This window comes from Acrocarpospora sp. B8E8, assembly GCF_039871605.1.
Classification (GTDB): domain Bacteria; phylum Actinomycetota; class Actinomycetes; order Streptosporangiales; family Streptosporangiaceae; genus Acrocarpospora; species Acrocarpospora macrocephala.
On sequence record NZ_JBDPLV010000165.1, the window covers coordinates 1 to 3,432 of the forward strand.

The window sequence follows — 3,432 nt, forward strand, 5'->3', positions numbered from 1 at the left end:
GGCCTTCGGGCGGTCCGGCGGGTTGTCGGGGTCGGGTGGGTCGTAGAGGAACTCTCCCTTGTCGTTATAGCGGGTGCCACCGACAATCCCGGCTCGCCGCCAAGCTTTGATCGTTTTGGGGTGGACGTGGTGTGCGGCGGCGATCTCGGCGATGGTGAGCATTCCGGTGACGCGCAGGCGCTGGCGGCGGCTGCGTAGCCGGTAGGTGCGGATGATGTGGTCGACGATGAGTCGGTGGAAGGCTTCGCCGGTGCCGCTGACCAGGCCGCGGTCGTTGAGGATGACGGCGATCTCGCCGCTGGTGTGGGTGTTGAGGAGCTGATCGATCATGGTGACCACCGGCGGCGGGGTCCGGCGTTGTTCGCCGATCGTCAGGGGTGCTGGGATGGTGAGGGTGTGGTCCTGGCCGCCGCGCAGCCGGATGTGCGCGGTGATCAGGTCGGCCGTTCTGGACATGGTCACGTCGGTGAGCAGCAGCCGGACGATCCGTTTGCGTTCCCGCGCCGGGGTGTTGGGGTCGTTGCAGATGGCGGGCAGATCGGTGACGAGCTGGTGGATCCGGGCTTTGTGGGCGTCGGTGAGCTGCCCTACTGCCTCGCGCCGGGCCTTGTCATAGGCCTCTTGTGCCTCGTTGAGGGCGCGAAGCGCGGTGTTCCAGTCGGCTTCCAGGGTGTCGGCGACGAGCCGGTTGGCCGGGTCGACGGCCAGATATCGGCGGCGGGCGAGGTCGGCGTGGTATCGAGCGCGCTCGACGTGAGCGGCGCGCAGCGCGTCGGCTTCATCGGCGCGGTGCTGGAGTTCGGCGGTGACGGTGAGGGCGGCTTCCACGGCCAGCGGGGTGAGGGTGGCCAGGAGCAGCGTGGCGACGGCTTGGTCGAGGCCTTCGCCGGGGATGGCGGCGCAGACTGGTCGGCCGTTGTCGATGCCGTCACGTTGACACATATAGGTGGGAATGTCGCGTTCATGTCGGTGGTGGTAGCGGACGGTCATGCGCAGTCCGCAGCGGCCGCAGATGATGATCCCTTGCAGGAGCGCTGGTCCTTCGCGGGCCGGTCCGGCGGTGCGGTCACGACCGTGCGCGGCGGCGTTCGCGGTGAGCTGGGCGCAGTTGCTCTCGTACTGGTCCAAGGTGATGTATCCGGGATGGACGCCGGGGATGAAGGAGATCCATTCCTCGCGGGGCAGCAGCTTGGTGCTCACTTTCCCGTCGGGCTGCTTGTGGTGGGCGTGGCGCCCGTAGGTGAACGCGCCAGCATAGCGGGGGTTGTGCAGGACCCGCAGCACGGTGTGGTGCTGGAGCGGTTTCCAATCGATCTCGCCTTTGCGCGGACCTTTCAGATGCCGCCAGGGGAAGGTGAGCTGGGCGGTGTTGAACGCTTTCACGCAGGCGGTGGCCGACCCGGTCGCGGTGAACGTCTCGAACAGCAGCACCAGGGCTTTCTGGACGGTGGTGTCGGGGTCCAGGACAACGTGGCCGGCGGCGTCATAGACCAGCCCGACGGGCAACGGGGTGATGAGCTCGCCGCGGCGAGCTTTGGACAGGACCCCGCCGCGCAGCCGAGCTTGATGAAGTGCAGTTCCGCCTCGCTCATCTGGCCTTTCATGCCCAGCAGGAGCCGGTCGTTGAAGTTGCGAGGGTCGTAAAGACCGTCTTCGTCGCAGATCAGGGTGCCGGTCATGCCACAGAGCTCCAGGAGCTGGTGCCAGTCGGCGGAGTTTCTGGCCAGTCGGGAGCATTCCAAACCGAGCACGATCCCGGCCCGCCCCAGGGACACCTCGGCGACCAGCTGCTGGAACCCTTCCCGGTCGGCGGCCGAGGCGCCGGACTGGCCCTGGTCGATGTCGATCACGGTGACCTGGTCGCTGGTCCAGCCGAGCGCGATCGCCCGGCTGCGCAGGTCGTACTGGCGGATCGCGGACTCGGTGTTGTTGAGGACCTGCTTGAGCGTCGATTGGCGAACATAGAGCAGCGCGGCCCTGCTCAGATGGACGGAGGTCACCTTCGACGCCGGGCCGCAGGAAGGGGAATCGGTGAACATGCTCATGGCTCCTTCTGCCGGACGGTCATGGCGGAGGACGGGGGATACCGGCGATCGCGATCGCGGCCAGCACGTTGACGAGTTCGGTGGTCCGCGTGGCCGACATCTCACCGACCTGGGCCGATGCCACACCATCAGCTGGACCCTGGGCGCGGGTGGTGCTGCGGCCGGTCAGCGTGGCCAGGGCGAGCCGCCACGCGGTGACACCGGCGCGCATCAGCACGCCGAGCCCGAGTGGGAAGGCCCGCGCCCGAGCATGCAGGACAGCGTGACGCAGCTGCTCGTAACGGGCGTCCAGCCCGCCGCCGGGAGTACTGTCCTGGCCGGCATCCGGACGGGTGTCCGGTTCAGCAGCCGCGCGGCCAGGCGAGGTGAGTGGGGATAGGGACGGGTCGAGGGCCGATGGGTCAGCGGCTTTTGGAGTGCTCCCGGTGGCGGGCCAGCGCTCGCTCGATCGAGCGGGGGTGCACGCGCACCCCGAACTCCCCGGCGATGAGGTCGACCAGACCCGCTGACCGCAACACAGGGTTTGTCGCCAGCTGTTCTTCGGCCCAGGCGAGGATCTCGCCGGTCAGCTTGTGACCGCCACGGGGCCCGGGCTTGCCCGACACCAGGCCGTCCAGCCCGTACTCGGCCAAGGCCGCGGCTGCTTGGTAGTACGACGGGCGGGAGTACCCGAACGCCGCCGCGATAGCGGTGATCGATTCGCCGTCGACCTGGACCCGGCGCACCATCTCGTACTTGACCTGCACCGCGTCCCGCGCGTCGAAGAACTCCGCGCTGAGGAACACCGGGTCGCTCACCCGTTCGGGGTGCGGGTTCAGGCACCGCGCCGCGCGCAACGCCGTCACCTTCGGATCCTCCACGTGTTCCCGGACCGGCATGACGCCTCCCAACCGACAAGGCCGTTAGGAGAATTTTGCCGATAATGAGTGATGAGGCGACTACGACATGCCGTAGAGCCCTCGACAGTTCCAGAAACACGCACGTCCCTGTTTGAGTTCCGGCGGTGGGTGGCACATGGCGTCGAGACCTCCACGGCGTAATCCGCCTAACGTTCACGGCGTAATCCGCTTTACGCCTTGATCTCCACTCCGCACGGAACGCTGCTGGTCGATCAAGCCCGCCAGAGCCAGCAGGCCCTCGGTGGTGAACGGGCACCGGCCGTCGGCGACGACCACGAACGGATCGACCCCTGCCACGTCGGTCCACCCCGCAGGAAGGGAGAACAGCACGCCGTTCTCGTCGTGCAGATGGACCCGGTCCTCACCCCAGTTGTGGCGGTGAGCGACGAATTCGAAGTCCCGGCCGAACAGCGGATGGAATCGGTGCGTCACCCGGACCCGGCGGTATCGATCGTCGGGATGGGGTGTAGTCGACGGCGTTGTCCAAG

5 protein-coding genes are annotated in these 3,432 nt (G+C 67.6%); all 5 read right to left on the reverse strand.

The window, feature by feature from the left end; translation table 11 throughout:
- Window positions 1–1,431, reverse strand: a 1,431-nt coding sequence (locus tag ABGB08_RS54250) for a recombinase family protein (RefSeq protein ID WP_347608347.1), incomplete at its 3' end; no start/stop codon positions are given.
- The gene (locus ABGB08_RS54255; protein WP_347608335.1) at window positions 1,380–2,039 is read right to left on the reverse strand and encodes a recombinase family protein; all 660 of its coding nucleotides are present in this window, start codon (window positions 2,037–2,039) and stop codon (window positions 1,380–1,382) included. The genes ABGB08_RS54255 and ABGB08_RS54250, both read right to left, overlap by 52 nt.
- Before the next feature lie 25 nt (window positions 2,040–2,064).
- The gene (locus tag ABGB08_RS54260; protein ID WP_347608338.1) at window positions 2,065–2,256 is read right to left on the reverse strand and encodes a hypothetical protein; all 192 of its coding nucleotides are present in this window, start codon (window positions 2,254–2,256) and stop codon (window positions 2,065–2,067) included.
- A gap of 190 nt (window positions 2,257–2,446) precedes the next feature.
- The gene (locus ABGB08_RS54265; protein WP_347608341.1) at window positions 2,447–2,923 is read right to left on the reverse strand and encodes a helix-turn-helix domain-containing protein; all 477 of its coding nucleotides are present in this window, start codon (window positions 2,921–2,923) and stop codon (window positions 2,447–2,449) included.
- Between the two features lie 174 nt (window positions 2,924–3,097).
- Window positions 3,098–3,432, reverse strand: a 335-nt coding sequence (locus ABGB08_RS54270) for a DUF5372 family protein (RefSeq protein WP_347608344.1), incomplete at its 5' end; no start/stop codon positions are given.